Raw genomic sequence first — 15,022 nt, forward strand, 5'->3', positions numbered from 1 at the left:
CGGGATTACGGCAGTGACGCCGTAATCTCCTTGCGGCAAACCTCAAGCACTTCATCGGCCAGTGCGGAATCATCCGGGCACGCCCGCGACAACATGATTGCGCCGATGGCATGGGCCATGCTGTCGAGCATTTTCGCGCGCACGCCTTCTTGTGGCGTCTCATGAGCTGCGTTGTACTTTGCTTCCAGGGCCTGCAGGGTATTTTCCAAACCGTCGGCAAAGGTCGCCTTCAGCGTGTCCGATTGACGGGCGGCATCGGCACACAACGCCGCCAATGTGCATCCGCCGCCGCGATGGTCGCGGTGCTGCCTGGACAGGTAAACCTCGAAAAACTGCTCCACCTCCATCTCCGCGCTGTCGGCCAGTGACTGCGCCAGACTGTTAGCGGCTGCTTCCGCCATCAAGTCCGCCTTGGAACCGAAGTGCTTGTAAAAGCCGCCTTGGGTAAAACCGGCCGCAGCCATCAACTCGGCCACGCCCACCCCATCGAAACCCCGCTCGCGGAACAGCTCCGAAGCTGTCGCGACGATATGGGCCCGATTGCTCTGTGACTGCGCCTTGGTGATCTTCATGTCTGTGGTCCTGACAGCGTGCGAGATAGGCATATTACTATGATGTCGATCATAATCAAAACCGTTGACAGCTTTGATTATGATCGACATCATAAAACCTCCTCGCACTCACAGAGCATCACACCATGAGTACTTCCAACACCGTTCTGATCACTGGCGCTTCGACCGGCATTGGCGCCGCCTACGCCGAACGCTTTGCCGCACGCGGCCACGACCTCGTACTGGTCGCCCGTGACATCACGCGCCTGGAAGCGCTCGCCGCCAGGTTGCGTGAGCACCACGCCGTCAGCGTTGATATCCTCCCCGCCGACTTGACCCAGACCGCTGACCTGGCAGCAGTTGAAGCGCGCCTGCGTGATGACGCCAGCATTGGCACCCTGGTCAACAATGCCGGCGCCGCGCAGTCCGGCGGTTTTATCGAGCAGTCCACCGACAGCGTCGCGCAGTTGGTCGCCCTCAACACCACTGCACTGGTGCGCCTGGCCAGTGCTATCGCCCCGCGCCTGGCGGCAGCGGGCAACGGCGCTATCATCAACATCGGCTCGGTAGTGGGCCTGGCCCCGGAATTTGGCATGACGGTGTACGGCGCGACCAAGGCGTTCGTGTTGTTCCTGTCCCAGGGCATGAGCCTGGAGCTGGCGCCCAAAGGCGTGTACGTGCAAGCCGTGCTGCCCGCCGCCACGCGTACCGAGATCTGGGAGCGTGCGGGCATCGATATCAACACCCTCACCGACGTGATGGAAGTGGGTGATCTGGTGGACGCAGCCCTGGTGGGGTTCGATCGCCGCGAGCCGGTGACCATTCCGCCGTTGCAGGACGGCGCCCGTTGGGACGCGTTGCAGGCTGCGCGGCAAGGCTTGCTGGCACAGATCAAGCAGTCCCAGGTTGCCGAGCGTTACCTGGCCAACGCCTGAACAACCGGTAGCAGGCGTGCTGCGCGCCTGCCCCTTCTCACCGAAGCAACGAGCGTTGAACCATGAAGGCATTTTCCATCGAACGGTACGGCAAACAGCCCGGCCGCCTCACCGAGGCCCCCGCGCCTGTTGTGGGTGAGCATGACGTGCTGGTTCAGGTGCGGGCCAGCAGCGTCAATGTGCTGGATGCAAAGATCGCCAAGGGCGAATTCAAACTGATCCTGCCCTATGCGATGCCGTTGACACTCGGCAATGACCTGGCCGGCGTGGTGCTCAGCGTCGGCGCGGCGGTACGACGCTTCAAGCCGGGGGACGAAGTCTACGCCCGCCCGCCCCAGCAGCGTATCGGCACCTTCGCTGAGTTGATTGCCGTGCACGAAGACGCACTGGCGCGCAAACCCGACAACATCACCATGGAGCAAGCCGCGGCCCTGCCCCTGGTCGCGCTCACGGCGTGGCAGGTGCTGGTGGAAACCGCGAAGCTGAAGAAAGGCCAGAAAGTGTTCATTCATGCGGGCTCAGGCGGAGTGGGCAGTATCGCCATTCAGCTGGCCAAGCATTTGGGCGCTTTTGTCGCCACCACCACCAGCACCGCCAATGTCGAGTGGGTCAAGGCGTTGGGCGCGGATGTAGTGATCGACTACAAACAGCAAGCCTTCGAGGCCGTGCTGCGGGATTACGATGTGGTGCTGAACAGCCTGGGCCCAGATGCGCTGGCCAAGTCACTGAAGATTCTCAAGCCCGGCGGTCAGCTCATCTCCATCTCCGGGCCGCCGACACCCGCCTTCGCCCGCGCCCAGAACCTGCCCTGGTTATTGGGCCTGGTCATGGGTGTGTTGAGCAGCGGTATCCGCAGGAAAGCACGCAAGCAAGGCGTGAGCTATGAGTTTGTCTTCATGCGTGCCAGTGGCGCACAACTGGATGAAATCACCGCGCTGGTCGAGTCCGGCAGTATCCGGCTGGTTATCGACCGTACCTTTCCGTTCGAATTCACAGCGGCGGCCCTGGACTATGTCGAACAAGGCCGCGCCAAAGGCAAGGTGGTGATCACGATGGGGACGATACCGCCCGACGCACACCCAGCCGGCTGATCCACACCGCCCCCAGAATCACCAGACCGCCCAGGGCCAAACGGCCCAGCGGTTCGTGCTGGTTCCAGATCAGCAGGTTCAGCAGCAACCCCACCGGCACATGCAGGTTGTTCATCACCGCCAGGGTGCCGCCATTGACCAGGCAGGCGCCCTTGTTCCACCAGTACATGCCCAGCGCAGTGCTGACCAACCCGAGGAACACCAGCACACCCCATTGCAGCGGCGCTTGCGGCAGGAAGTCAGCCTTGCCGAACAGCAGGAACGCCGGCAACACCACCAACAAGGCGCCCAGGTAGAAATAACCGAAACGCCGGAAGTGCGGCTGGTCACTGGGATAACGCGCCACCAGGTGCTTGTACATGACTTGCCCGGCGGCGTAGGTGAAATTGGCCAATTGCAGCAGCAAGAACCCCATCAGGAAATGCGGGGTGATCTGATCGAAACGAATCACCGCCGCCCCCCCCACCGCCACCAGGGCCGCCACCAGTGCCCAGGGATTGAAGCGACGATTAAGCGCGTCCTCGATCAGGGTCACATGCAACGGTGTGAGGATGGTGAACAGCAGCACTTCCGGCACCGTCAGCACACGAAAGCTCAGGTACAGGCATACGTAGGTCACGCCGAACTGCAATGCACCGATCACCAACATGCCGCGCATGAACGCGGGCTCCACCGAGCGCCAGCGCGTCAGCGGAATAAAGATCAGCCCGGCCAGCACCACGCGCACCAGCACCGCAAAGTAACTGTCGACGTGACCGGCGAGGTATTCGCCAATCAAGCTGAAGGAAAATGCCTGAATCAGGGTGACAACCAGTAGATAGCCCATGCGCGCCTCGTTTCGAATGGGCGCGACATTAAAGCTTTTTGGTTTTTGAAGAAACTCGGCGCAAAAAAAACCCGACCTCGCTAAAGCGGCAGTCGGGCGGGAGCACTCAGGAGCAAAAGTGCAAAGGGAGGTTCGATACGCGTACTTGAAGGGTTTGCGTGGGGCTATATAAGCAGCACGGGATTATCTGACGATTAACGCCTCAGGCCACCTGGGCCAGTTGCGCCTTGGCATGATTGAGGCCCTTCTCCTGGAAGTCGCCGCCCAGGTTGACGCCTTCGGCGTGAATGAAGGTAACGTCATGAATGCCGATAAATGCCATGACCTGGCGCAGGTACGGTTCCTGGTGATCCGAGGTGGCGCCGGTGTGGATACCACCGCGTGCGGTAAGCACAATAGCGCGCTTGCCGGTCAACAGACCCTGGGGCCCGGTGGCGGTGTATTTAAAGGTCACACCCGCCCGCAACACGTGATCCAGCCAGGCTTTAAGGGTGCTCGGAATGGCGAAGTTGTACATCGGCGCGGCCATCACCAACACGTCGGCGGCCAGCAGTTCGTCAGTCAACTCGTTGGAGCGGTCCAGGGACACCTGTTCGTCGTCGTTACGCTGCTCCGCCGGTTTCATCCAGCCGCCCAGCAGGTTGGCATCCAGATGGGGTACCGGATTGAGCGCTACGTCGCGCACGGTGATGCGGTCTGCCGGATGGGCGACTTGCCATTGGCTGATGAACTGTTGGGTGAGCTGGCGGGAAATGGAATCCTGCTGGCGCGCACTGCTTTCGATGATCAGAACATTGGACATGGCTTCGTAGGCTCCATCGGTAATTGCTGTAAGTCGATGGAGAGAAGGTTAACCAGGGCCTATTCGATAAAAAAGCGCAAAAAACTGCTACAACCCATCTAGAAATTTGTTTATAAGCGGAGTATTCCTGTGAGCACGCTCCGCTGTTGCTTTATTTTGGCGCGCAGTCCAAGGCAATACGCATCTTGATGATGGAGCGATTGAACTTGACCGTGGTGTTGGTGCTTTTACCGGCCGGCACCGTCACGGTGCGACGGCGTGGCGATTCCGGGCCGTTGGTGAAGGTGGCCGAACACACAGCATCCCGGGTGCCGTAGTTGCTTAGCTGAATCGAACTGATGTCTGCGTCCACGTCGGACGCAGTGTAATCAATGCTCACGCCGTTGATCTTTTTTGTCACGTCAATGGGGTACGCAAACGCACTCATCGGCAGCAGCGCCAGCAACACACAACACAATTTTCTCATTCGGCAGTCTCCAATAAGGACCGCCAGCTTAGGACAAGAGGAGCTCATCTTGAAAGCGCCCCGCGTTACCCTCGATCAATGGCGCACCTTGCAAGCCGTGGTCGACCATGGCGGCTTCGCCCAGGCCGCCGAAGCGCTACACCGTTCGCAATCTTCAGTGAGCTACACCGTGGCGCGCATGCAGGACCAACTCGGCGTCCCGCTGCTGCGCATTGATGGGCGCAAGGCGGTGCTGACCGAGGCCGGTGAAGTGCTGCTGCGCCGATCCCGCCAACTGGTGAAAAACGCCAGCCAGCTGGAGGACCTCGCTCATCATATGGAACAGGGCTGGGAAGCCGAAGTGCGCTTGGTGGTGGACGCCGCCTACCCCAGCGCACGTCTCGTTCGCGCGCTGACCGCCTTTATGCCGCAAAGCCGTGGCTGCCGGGTGCGCCTGCGCGAAGAAGTACTGTCCGGCGTCGAAGAGTTGCTGCTCGACGGCATGGCGGACCTGGCCATTTGCGGGTTTATCATCCCGGGCTACCTGGGCACGGAAATGAGCGATGTGGAGTTCGTCGCCGTGGCCCACCCCGATCACTCGCTGCATCGCCTCAACCGTGAGCTGAGTTTCCACGACCTGGAGAGCCAGATGCAGGTGGTGATCCGTGACTCCGGCCGCCAGCAACCGCGCGACGTCGGCTGGCTCGGCGCCGAACAGCGCTGGACCGTCGGCAGCCTCGCTACCGCGGCCACCTTCGTCGCCAGCGGCCTGGGCTTTGCCTGGCTGCCCCGGCACATGATCGAGCGCGAACTCAAGGAGGGCGTGCTCAAGCAGCTTCCCCTGGAAAAAGGTGGCAGTCGCAACCCGACGTTTTACCTGTACTCCAACAAAGACAAACCCTTGGGGCCCGCCACGCAGATCCTCGTGGAATTGCTGCGCACCTTTGACACCGCTCCCCTGGACGCGCCCTTTGCCGCCCCCCAACAAGCCTGAAACGGAGTTCATCCATGGCCTGGTTCGACCATGAAGGCTGCAGCCTGCATTACGAAGAATATGGCCATGGCAACCCCCTGATCCTGATCCACGGCCTGGGCTCCAGCAGCCAGGATTGGGAACTGCAAGTACCGGTACTCGCCCGACACTACCACCTGATCGTGGTTGACGTGCGCGGTCATGGTCGCTCGGCCAAACCCCGGGAGCGCTACAGCATCAAGGGGTTTACCTTCGACCTGATCGCGCTGATCGAACACCTCGACCTGCCAGCGGCCCACGTGGTGGGTTTATCCATGGGCGGCATGATCGCCTTCCAACTGGCGGTGGATGAACCCCTGCGGGTCAAAAGCCTGTGCATCGTCAACAGCGCGCCTGAGGTCAAGGTGCGCAGTGCCGACGACTATTGGCAGTGGGCCAAACGCTGGACCCTGGCCCGCGTGCTCAGCCTGGGCACCATCGGCAAGGCCTTGGGCGATCGGCTGTTCCCAAAACCTGAGCAGGCCGACCTGCGCCGCAAGATGGCCGAACGCTGGGCAAGCAACGACAAACGTGCTTATCTCGCCAGCTTCGACGCCATCGTGGGCTGGGGCGTGCAGGAACAACTGTCGAGAATTGCCTGTCCAACCCTGGTCATCAGCGCCGACCATGACTACACCCCCGTGGCGCAGAAAGAAATCTATGTAAAACTGCTGCCCGATGCGCGGCTGGTGGTCATCGAAGATTCCCGCCATGCCACGCCCTTGGATCAACCCGAGGTCTTTAACGCGACCTTGCTCGAGTTTCTAAAGACCGTCGAAACCACTACCCAGGATCACTGACCCATGCTGAAAAAAATCGCCTTCTTTGCCGGTTCCGCCCTGTTCGCTGCCAACCTGATGGCGGCCGAGCCGGCCAAGGCGCCACACGTGTTGCTCGACACCACCAACGGCCAGATTGAAATCGAACTGGACCCGGTCAAGGCGCCGCTCAGCACCAAGAACTTCCTGGCCTATGTCGACAAGGGCTTCTACACCAACACGATCTTTCACCGCGTGATCCCCGGCTTCATGGTTCAGGGCGGCGGGTTCACCCAGCAAATGTCACAAAAGCCGACCGAAGCACCGATCAAGAACGAAGCCAGCAATGGCCTGCATAACGTGCGTGGCACCTTGTCCATGGCTCGCACCAATGACCCGAACTCGGCCACCAGCCAATTCTTCATCAACGTGGCCGACAATGCCTTCCTCGACCCGGGCCGCGATGCCGGTTATGCCGTGTTCGCCAAAGTGGTCAAGGGCATGGACGTGGTCGACATCATCGTCAACTCCCAGACCACCACCAAGCAAGGCATGCAGAACGTGCCTATCGATCCTGTGATCATCAAGTCGGCCAAGCGCATCGACTGAGGTCCGCAGGCAGCTTTGCACGGTGCCCGCATGGCACCGTGCACCTTTGAAAGGAGAGCCCGCACGGCGGGCGTCAAACCTAATGCTCTATCGTCGTTTTGAACAACTGATCGATATTTTCCGCGACGCCCCCAGCGCGGCCCCTCCCGAAAAAGTCCTGCCCTTCTATCTCTATTACCTGCGCCAGGTGTGGCCGTGCTTCGCCGCACTGCTGGTGGTGGGGCTGGTCGGCGCCCTGATCGAAGTTGCGTTGTTCAGCTACCTGAGCCGCATCATCGACCTGGCCCAGGGCACACCACCGGCGAATTTTTTCCAGATCCACAGCGCCGAGCTGATCTGGATGGCCGTGGTCGCCTTGTTGTTGCGCCCGCTTTTCAACGGCCTGCATGACTTGCTGGTGCACCAGACCATCAACCCTGGCATGACCAGCCTGATTCGCTGGCAGAACCACAGCTACGTGCTCAAGCAGAGCCTGAATTTCTTTCAAAACGATTTCGCCGGGCGCATCGCCCAGCGGATCATGCAAACCGGCAACTCCTTGCGTGACTCGGCGGTGGCGACCGCGGAGGCTATCTGGCACGTGTCGATCTACGCCATCAGTGCCCTGGTATTGTTTGCCGAAGCCGACTGGCGGCTGATGATTCCGCTGATCACCTGGATCGTTTGCTACAGCCTGGCCCTGCGTTACTTCGTACCTCGGGTGAAAGAACGCTCGGTGATTTCCTCCGAGGCGCGCTCCAAACTGATGGGCCGAATCGTCGACGGCTACACCAATATCACCACTTTGAAGCTGTTCGCCCATACGCAGAACGAACAGGAATACGCCAAGCAAGCGATCATCGAGCAGACCGAAAAAACCCAACTGGCCGCCCGCGTGCTCACCAGCATGGACACCGTGATCTGTATTCTGAACGGCCTGCTGATCGTCACCACCACCGGCCTGGCCCTGTGGCTGTGGACCCAGTCGCTGATTTCCGTGGGCGCGATTGCCCTGGCCACCGGCCTGGTGATCCGCATCGTCAACATGTCCGGCTGGATCATGTGGGTGGTCAACGGCATTTTCGAAAACATCGGTATCGTGCAGGACGGCCTGAAGACCATCGCCCAGCCACTGGCCGTTATCGATCGTGAAAACGCTCCGCGCCTGACGGTGCCCCACGGCCAGGTACGCTTTGAGCAAGTGGACTTCCACTACGGCAAGAAGAGCGGAATCATTGGCGGCCTCAACCTTGAGATCAAGGCCGGGGAAAAGATCGGCTTGATCGGCCCATCCGGCGCGGGCAAGTCGACGCTGGTCAACCTGCTGCTGCGCCTGTACGACCTGCAGGGCGGGCGCATCCTCATCGACGGCCAGGACATCGCCGAAGTGGCCCAGGAAAGCCTGCGCGCGCAGATCGGCATGATCACCCAAGACACCTCGTTGCTGCACCGCTCGATCCGCGACAACCTGCTGTATGGCAAGCCCGACGCAACTGACGAAGAACTCTGGGCGGCGGTGCACAAGGCCCGCGCCGATGAGTTCATCCCGCTGCTGTCGGATTCCGAGGGCCGCACCGGGCTGGATGCCCATGTGGGTGAACGCGGGGTGAAACTCTCCGGCGGGCAACGCCAGCGTATCGCTATCGCTCGCGTGCTGCTCAAGGACGCGCCGATCCTGATCATGGACGAAGCCACCTCCGCGCTGGACTCGGAAGTAGAAGCGGCGATCCAGGAGAGCCTGGAAACCTTGATGCAGGGCAAGACGGTGATCGCAATTGCACACCGGTTGTCGACCATCGCACGAATGGACCGCCTGGTGGTGCTAGAAAAAGGCCAGATTGCCGAAAGCGGCAGCCATTCAGAGTTGTTGGCATACGGCGGGCTTTATTCGCGGTTATGGCAGCATCAGACCGGGGGTTTTGTCGGCATAGACTGATTTCGCTGGGTAAAGCCCCGCTCAATTCCGAACAATTCTGACAGCTTTCTCTATCTGGCTGGTCTTGCGACACAATCCTGCTGTACTGCAATCAGGCCCCAGGAGGGCCCTGATTTAAGGCGGCAGGGAAGCCACACAGACCGTTAATCAGATAGAGCAATCTAAGGAAGTGTGCATGTCACTGTTCAAACGTTCCGTAACGGAAGGACTGGGTACGTTTTGGCTGGTGTTGGGTGGCTGCGGGAGTGCGGTGTTGGCCGCAGCGTTCCCCAACGTTGGCATCGGCCTGCTCGGGGTGTCCCTGGCTTTTGGGCTCACGGTGCTGACCATGGCATTTGCCATCGGGCATATCAGCGGCTGTCACCTTAACCCGGCCGTCTCGGTGGGGTTGGTGGTCGGCGGCAGATTCCCGGCCAGGGAGTTGCCGGCCTACATCGTGTCGCAAGTGATCGGTGGCGCCATCGCCGCCGCTCTGCTGTACTTCATCGCCAGCGGCAAACCCGGGTTCGAACTGGCCTCCGGGCTGGCAAGCAATGGTTATGGCGAGCATTCACCCGGTGGTTATTCAATGGCGGCAGGCTTTGTCTGTGAGCTGGTGATGACGGCGATGTTCGTGCTGATCATCCTTGGCGCCACCGACCGTCGAGCCCCGGCAGGCTTCGCGCCCATCGCCATTGGCCTGGGGCTGACGCTGATCCACCTGATCTCCATCCCGGTGACCAACACCTCGGTCAACCCGGCCCGCAGCACAGGGCCGGCGTTGATTGTAGGCGGCTGGGCGCTGCAGCAATTGTGGCTGTTCTGGCTCGCGCCCATCCTCGGCGCGGTGATCGGCGGCATTACGTACCGATGGTTGGGTGCAGAAAAAACAGCTTGACCCAATCCCTGTAGGAGCGAGCTTGCTCGCGAAAAACGCCAACGATGACGCAGTGCTTACAGCTGTAAACCCGCGTCGTCTGCACGTTCTTCGCGAGCAAGCTCGCTCCTACAGGGTGTTTCACGTGCCGTCAGAGTGCCGATAAGGCAGGGCCGCCCTCGCCTCTTCGGCATACGCCAGAACCCCCACCCGTTCGCGCTCAAGAAAATCTTCCACAGCGTTCTTCAACCCCGGGTGGCGCAGGTAGTGCCATGACCGCGTAATCACCGGCTCAAACCCGCGAATCAATTTGTGCTCCCCCTGGGCACCCGCATCGAAGCGTTGCAGGCCGTGGGCGATGGCGTAGTCCATGCCTTGGTAGAAACAGGTCTCGAAATGCAGGCGGTCGAATTCCGCCAGGCAACCCCAGTAGCGGCCGTAAAAGCTGTCGCCACCGATCAGGCTGAAGGCCATCGCCACCGGGCGCGTGCCTTGTTTGGCCAAGACTACGCGTATGGCTGTGGGCATGCGCTCAGCCAACAGGCTGAAAAATACGCGGGTCAGGTAGGGCGATTGCCGACGCACCGCGTAGGTGTTGGCGTAGCAGGCGTAAACAAAATCCCACTGGGATTCGCTCAGCTCATGGCCTTGCAACCACTCGAACTCGATACCCTGCCCTGCCACTTGTTCGCGCTCTTTGCGCATCTGTTTGCGCTTGCGTGAACTCAGAGCGTCGAGGAAATCCTGGAAGTCGCGGTAACCACGGTTCTGCCAATGAAACTGACAACCCAGGCGTTGCAGCCAGCCGGGGTGTTGGGCCATGGCTTCATCGGCGAGGGCATCGGTAAAGTTGATATGGGCGCTCGACAGGCCCTCGATCTCCAGATACCCCGGCAGGCTGTTGAGCAATTCGAAAGCATCTGCAGCACTGGCAGCCAATACCCGCGGCCCACCGACCGGGCTGAACGGCACGGCAGTCAGCAACTTGGGGTAATAGTCGATGCCGGCGCGCTCGCAAGCGTCGGCCCAGCCGTGATCGAACACGTACTCGCCATAAGAATGCCATTTGCGATAACCCGGCAATGCCGCCATCAGCCGGTCGCCTTCCCAGTGCAGCAAGTGCTCCGTCTGCCAGCCCGAATGCGGGCCGACGCTGGCGCTGTCTTCCAGCGCACTGAGAAACCCATGCTGCATAAACGGCTGGGCCTGTGGCATCAGGGCATCCCACGTGTGCGCAGCGATATCGGACAGACTGTCCAGGCGTTGCAGCGGCATCGGCATCCTCATTGTTTCTTGGCATGAAAACCTGGGGAGTATCGCTGATCACAGCCGCGCACACATCCTCAAAACACGCGGACAGACGTCAAAACCCTTAGTTCCGTTGCGTAACGATTTGTCATCTAGATGAAATCACTTAGCCACTACTCCGTCATAAACGGTCGCGATACTGACGCCAGTTTTTAGAGCGTCCGGGTCTACCGGGCGACATTTTTTCCGTCCGTCATGGGTCGGTTGTGTCCTGGAGGGTGTTGCCCTCCCTCCTCACTTTCGGAGATTGATATGCGTCTTGCTTCCACTAAAACTGCGGCGGTCCTGTGTGGCGGCCTGCTGCTGGCACTGAGCGTTCCGGCCAGCGCTGCAGTCGACGCTAAATTGCTCGACATGCTCAAGGCCAACGGCCAGATCACCGCGGCGCAGTACACCGAACTGCAAATGGAACTGGCCAGGGATCAGAAAGAGCAGCAGATCGCACGCCAGGCTCAACAAGAGACCAACGAGCAGATCGCGGCCACTGCGAAAAAAACCAACGAGCTGAGCAGCTTCGACCAGAAATTGGCTTGGGCAGCCAAGACCCAGTTCAAGGGTGACGTGCGCTTCCGCCAGGAAACCATCAAGATCGACGGCGAGCCCAACAACGGTGGGCGTGACAAAGACCGTCAACGCATTCGTGCCCGCCTGGGTGCCTACACCGAAATCAACCCGCAGGTGGACACCGGTATCCGTATCGCCACCGGCGGCGGCGATGATGCACGCTCTACCAACCAGGACCAGGATGGTTACTTCGATAAAAAGTCGATCTGGCTGGACCTCGGCTACATCGACTACCACCCGGACCAGATCAAGAACCTGCACGTGATCGGCGGCAAGATGCTGCAGCCGTGGGTGAACATGGGCGATGTGATCTGGGATAGCGACATCAACCCTGAAGGCCTGGCCGTCACCTACAAATACCCACTGGGTAGCAGCGCTGAGCTGTTCGGTAGCCTGGGTAACTACAACCTCAAGGACAACGTGGACGGTGACGGCGTGCAATTTCGCCATGACCTGCGCCTGACGTCCGGCCAGTTGGGCACGCGGTTCTCGGTCACCGACAACCTGAAAATGACCTTGGGCGGCAGCATCTACGCCTACAAGAATGACGAAGACAGCCGCTGCACAACCACCACCACGCCTTGCGCATTGGCGGTCAACGGCAACTCGGCCAACAATGAATTCCGCTTGTACGAAGGCTTTGCGCAAGCAGACATCGGTGGCCTGGCCGTGCCGCTGTCGTTCTACGGCCAGTACGTGAAAAACAACGATGCGGTGACCGACCAGGACACCGCCTGGTTGCTGGGTGCCAAGTCCAAGGTGTTCGGTTTGAACCTGGACTACAACTACCGCGACGTTCAACGTAACGCCGTCGTAGGCGCCTTCACCGATTCGGACTTCGCCAACGGCACCACCGGCTCGCGCGGTCACAAGATGAAAGTCAGCTATGACATCGACAAGAACTTCGCCATCGGCGCCACCTACTTCCTGACCAAGGCTGACTTCGCCAGCCGGACCCAGCGGGATGCCGATACCAACACCTTGCAGCTGGATGCTGAAGCCAAGTTCTAACGCTTAACTGTAGGAGCGAGCTTGCTGTGGCGAGCAAGCTTGCTTGCGCTGGGGTGCGAAGCGCCCCCAAAAGCCTGCGACTGCTGCGCAGTCGAGCGGGAGCAAGCTCCCTCGCCACAGCAAGCTCGCTCCTACATATCCTTACGCCGCTCGGCGGCCAGTTGTTCGGCCAGCGCATCAACCCCCTCCACCGGCTCCTGCGGCATACGCTTGAGCGTTGCCTGCATCAGGCGCATCTGACGGATAAAGCGCCGGCAGTTCGGACAAAACATCAAGTGATGACGCACCAGCAGACGCTCCCGAAAGGTCAATTGCCCATCGAGATAGTCACTGGAACGCGCTACTTGTTCTTTACAGGTCAACATTCGCCCGTTTCCTCAAAATGCTCCACCGTGGCGAAGACTTTAAGCCGCGCTCGATGCAACAGCACACGGACGTTGGAGAGTGAAAGGGTCAGAAGATTACAGATTTCTTCCAGTTCCAGGCCCTGGCGTTCACGCAGGACCAGCACACTGCTTTGCAATTCGGACAAACTCAGAATCGTATGCTCCAGGCATTTGCGCAGTTCATCTTCGGTCAGCAGCGCTTCCGGGGTGTCCTGGTGCCAAGCGTAAGGGGCGACAGCCCAATGGCCATCATCCGGGCTGAAGCGTTCATCGCCAATGGTGCCGTGGGGTGAGGGCAAATCGTCGAGAAGGACTTCCCGACGATTTTGTTTGTAACGGCTCTTTGCGGAGTTGGCAGTGATCGTCAATAACCATGTCTTGAGGCTCGATCGCCCTTCGAACTTGGCCAGGTTGCGCACCACCGAGAGCCAGGCATCTTGCACCACCTCATCGGCATGGCGCTGGCCGACGATGGCATACGCCACTGCCCGCATCGCACTCTGGTAAGTGTTGACCAAATCCTTATAAGCCCGCTGCTCACCCTTGAGCAGGCGTTCAAGCAGGTGCGCATCGTCCGCTGCTGCCATCGATTACCTCAATATTGCCGTGGAAATACGCTCAATGTGGGAGCTGGCTTGCCTGCGATCCAGACAACTCGGTGATTCAGGCACACCGAGCCGATGCCTTCGCAGGCAAGCCAGCTCCCACAGTTGATCGCGTCCGGCCACACACTCAGCGTTTGCGCAGGATCACACTGCCAATCGAATACCCGGCGCCAAAGGAGCTGAGTACGGCAACCGCGCCCTTGGGCAGGTCATCCTGATAAGTGTGAAACGCAATCACCGAGCCGGCCGAGCTGGTATTGGCGTAAGTATCGAGGATCACCGGCGCTTCTTCCACCGATGCCTCGCGCCCCAGCAATTTTTTCACGATCAAGTGATTCATGCTCAGGTTGGCCTGGTGCAGCCAGAAACGCTTCACATCAGTCACACTCAGCTGGTTTTCTGCCAAGTGCTCGCCGATCAATTCGGCCACCATCGGGCAAACATCGCGGAATACCTTGCGGCCTTCCTGCACGAACAGCTTGTCGGGGGCGCCGATGCCCTCTTCCGCCGTGCGGTTGAGAAAGCCGAAGTTGTTGCGAATGTTGTTGGAAAACTTGGTCAGCAGCTTGGTGCTCACCACATCGAACTGATGTTCGGACGTCGCCAGGTCAGCACGTTCCAGGATCACCGCCGTGGCGGCATCACCGAAGATAAAATGGCTGTCACGGTCACGAAAGTTCAGGTGGCCGGTGCAGACTTCCGGGTTGACCATCAGGATCGCCCGGGCCTGGCCCAACTGGATGCTGTTGGCCGCGTTCTGGATGCCGAAGGTGGCCGAGGAACACGCCACGTTCATGTCGAAGCCGAAACCCTGGATACCCAAGGCTTCCTGGACTTCAATGGCGATCGCCGGGTAGGCACGTTGCAGGTTGGAGCAGGCGACAATCACGCCATCAATGTCGGCGGCGGTCTTGCCGGCGCGCTGCAGGGCTTGTTCGGCGGCACCGATGGCCATCTGGCAAAGCACCGACCATTCGTCGTTGCTGCGCTCGGGCAGGCGCGGCGCCATGCGCTGCGGATCGAGGATGCCGTCTTTGTCCATCACAAAACGGCTCTTGATGCCGGATGCCTTTTCGATGAATGCCGCGCTCGACTCGGTCAGCGCCTGCACCTCGCCACGTTCGATCGCGGCGGCGTTGTCGGCGTTGAACTGTTGGACGTAGGCATTGAAAGACTGCACCAGCTCTTCGTTGGAGATGCTGTTGGCCGGGGTGTACAGGCCGGTGCCGCTGATGACGACGTTATGCACGGTCGTTCCTCTAAATCTGTCAGGCAGAAGATATTGGTACCGTCGTACCAAACTGTAAGTCGTTTGATTCCGTCCAGCAGGCATCAAACTGGCAACGCT

16 protein-coding genes are annotated in these 15,022 nt (G+C 60.0%); 8 read left to right on the forward strand and 8 right to left on the reverse strand.

The window, feature by feature from the left end:
* Positions 1–5: 5 nt before the first annotated feature.
* Positions 6–572: a TetR/AcrR family transcriptional regulator gene (locus AC07S6_RS01485; protein ID WP_034128300.1), complete on the reverse strand. Its 567-nt coding sequence runs from the start codon at positions 570–572 to the stop codon at positions 6–8.
* Positions 573–697: 125 nt separating this feature from the next.
* Between AC07S6_RS01485 and AC07S6_RS01490 the strand changes: the two genes are divergently transcribed.
* Together AC07S6_RS01490 and AC07S6_RS01495 are read left to right on the forward strand one after the other, a co-directional pair.
* The gene (locus AC07S6_RS01490) at positions 698–1,486 is read left to right on the forward strand and encodes an SDR family NAD(P)-dependent oxidoreductase (protein ID WP_054897836.1); all 789 of its coding nucleotides are present in this window, start codon (positions 698–700) and stop codon (positions 1,484–1,486) included.
* 62 nt (positions 1,487–1,548) lie between these two features.
* On the forward strand, positions 1,549–2,577 hold the full coding sequence (locus AC07S6_RS01495) for an NADP-dependent oxidoreductase (RefSeq protein ID WP_495111543.1): 1,029 nt from the start codon (positions 1,549–1,551) through the stop codon (positions 2,575–2,577).
* Here the strand turns inward: AC07S6_RS01495 and AC07S6_RS01500 are convergent.
* From AC07S6_RS01500 to AC07S6_RS01510, 3 genes are all read right to left on the reverse strand, one after another.
* A complete protein-coding gene (locus tag AC07S6_RS01500) occupies positions 2,534–3,403 on the reverse strand; it encodes a carboxylate/amino acid/amine transporter (RefSeq protein ID WP_034128297.1) in 870 nt (289 codons plus the stop codon). The two genes, AC07S6_RS01495 and AC07S6_RS01500, sit on opposite strands and share 44 nt — an antisense overlap.
* Positions 3,404–3,605: 202 nt before the next feature.
* Entirely contained in the window at positions 3,606–4,205 is a 600-nt protein-coding gene (locus AC07S6_RS01505) for an FMN-dependent NADH-azoreductase (RefSeq protein WP_072433673.1), read from the reverse strand.
* A 151-nt stretch (positions 4,206–4,356) separates the two neighbouring features.
* Entirely contained in the window at positions 4,357–4,671 is a 315-nt protein-coding gene (locus tag AC07S6_RS01510) for a 3-phosphoglycerate kinase (RefSeq protein WP_495111544.1), read from the reverse strand.
* 49 nt (positions 4,672–4,720) lie between these two features.
* Between AC07S6_RS01510 and AC07S6_RS01515 the strand changes: the two genes are divergently transcribed.
* The 5 genes from AC07S6_RS01515 (at position 4,721) to aqpZ (ending at position 9,821) form a co-directional block, all read left to right on the forward strand.
* Positions 4,721–5,644, forward strand: a complete 924-nt coding sequence (locus tag AC07S6_RS01515) for a PA3225 family LysR-type transcriptional regulator (RefSeq protein ID WP_014719426.1) — start codon at positions 4,721–4,723, stop codon at positions 5,642–5,644.
* 14 nt (positions 5,645–5,658) lie between these two features.
* A complete protein-coding gene (locus AC07S6_RS01520) occupies positions 5,659–6,462 on the forward strand; it encodes an alpha/beta fold hydrolase (protein ID WP_495111545.1) in 804 nt (267 codons plus the stop codon).
* Between the two features lie 3 nt (positions 6,463–6,465).
* Positions 6,466–7,029 (forward strand): peptidylprolyl isomerase, encoded by a 564-nt coding sequence (locus tag AC07S6_RS01525; RefSeq protein ID WP_495111546.1) that lies wholly within the window; start codon positions 6,466–6,468, stop codon positions 7,027–7,029.
* Positions 7,030–7,111: 82 nt separating this feature from the next.
* Positions 7,112–8,944, forward strand: a complete 1,833-nt coding sequence (locus AC07S6_RS01530) for an ABC transporter ATP-binding protein (RefSeq protein WP_054897840.1) — start codon at positions 7,112–7,114, stop codon at positions 8,942–8,944.
* 175 nt (positions 8,945–9,119) lie between these two features.
* A complete protein-coding gene (gene aqpZ, locus AC07S6_RS01535; RefSeq protein ID WP_019820470.1) occupies positions 9,120–9,821 on the forward strand; it encodes an aquaporin Z in 702 nt (233 codons plus the stop codon).
* 120 nt (positions 9,822–9,941) lie between these two features.
* On the opposite strand, the gene AC07S6_RS01540 is transcribed toward aqpZ, so the two are convergent.
* Positions 9,942–11,075: a GNAT family N-acetyltransferase gene (locus AC07S6_RS01540; RefSeq protein ID WP_197883415.1), complete on the reverse strand. Its 1,134-nt coding sequence runs from the start codon at positions 11,073–11,075 to the stop codon at positions 9,942–9,944.
* Between the two features lie 285 nt (positions 11,076–11,360).
* Between AC07S6_RS01540 and AC07S6_RS01545 the strand changes: the two genes are divergently transcribed.
* Positions 11,361–12,683, forward strand: coding sequence for a putative porin (locus AC07S6_RS01545; RefSeq protein WP_003193136.1), 1,323 nt, complete (start codon positions 11,361–11,363; stop codon positions 12,681–12,683).
* Between the two features lie 131 nt (positions 12,684–12,814).
* On the opposite strand, the gene AC07S6_RS01550 is transcribed toward AC07S6_RS01545, so the two are convergent.
* The 3 genes from AC07S6_RS01550 to AC07S6_RS01560 all read right to left on the reverse strand — a co-directional run bounded on the left by AC07S6_RS01550 (position 12,815) and on the right by AC07S6_RS01560 (position 14,923).
* Positions 12,815–13,048 (reverse strand): anti-sigma factor family protein, encoded by a 234-nt coding sequence (locus tag AC07S6_RS01550; RefSeq protein WP_060764446.1) that lies wholly within the window; start codon positions 13,046–13,048, stop codon positions 12,815–12,817.
* Positions 13,042–13,656 carry an RNA polymerase sigma factor gene (locus tag AC07S6_RS01555; protein ID WP_034128412.1) on the reverse strand — a complete coding sequence of 205 codons (615 nt, stop codon included), beginning with the start codon at positions 13,654–13,656 and terminating at the stop codon, positions 13,042–13,044. Before AC07S6_RS01555 ends, AC07S6_RS01550 begins: the two co-directional genes overlap by 7 nt.
* Positions 13,657–13,801: 145 nt before the next feature.
* A complete protein-coding gene (locus AC07S6_RS01560) occupies positions 13,802–14,923 on the reverse strand; it encodes a beta-ketoacyl-ACP synthase III (RefSeq protein ID WP_034128411.1) in 1,122 nt (373 codons plus the stop codon).
* Between the last annotated feature and the right edge of the window lie 99 nt (positions 14,924–15,022).

It is taken from the genome of Pseudomonas sp. GW821-FHT07B01 (assembly GCF_059419065.1).